General features: G+C 67.0%; 1 pseudogene. It reads right to left on the bottom strand.

The features are described from left to right. Window positions 1–470, bottom strand: a pseudogene (locus J5M67_RS28270) (TonB-dependent receptor); the annotation flags it as partial.

Here is a 470-nt window from a genome sequence, read left to right on the forward strand (position 1 = left end):
CGCGCCTTCGGCGTCCCCGCGCTCGCCGGGCCGCTGTGCATCGGCGAATTCGATCACGTTGGCGTGGCGGGTCTCGGTGTCCTTGAAGCGACTGTAAAGGGTGCGCAGGTAATAGCTGGAGTAATCGTCGGGGCGGTAGTCGAAGTTGAGCCCAAGGCCGCTGCGCTCGCGCTCGATCTGGTAGTCGCGCTGCTCGAACTCCTCCAGCCGGGCGCCGTCTTCGAAGTCCCAGGCACCGCCGGTCTCGACGTTGTCGGAGCCGAACTCGCGTTCCTGCCAGCTGAAAGCGGCCGCGACGCCGAAGTTGTCGACGCCGTCGCCAAGGCTGAAGCGCTCGCTGATGGCGCCGGACAGCTTCGGGCTGGTCTCGCCGGCGTGCTCGTCGTAGCTGGCCTCGGTGCCGAGGGTATAGAACAGCCCGTCATGATCGAAGGCCGAGAGGCTCTCGACCTCGACCGTTCCGCCGAGGG

The sequence above is a fragment of the Pseudomonas sp. 30_B genome (assembly GCF_017491605.1).
GTDB lineage: Bacteria > Pseudomonadota > Gammaproteobacteria > Pseudomonadales > Pseudomonadaceae > Pseudomonas.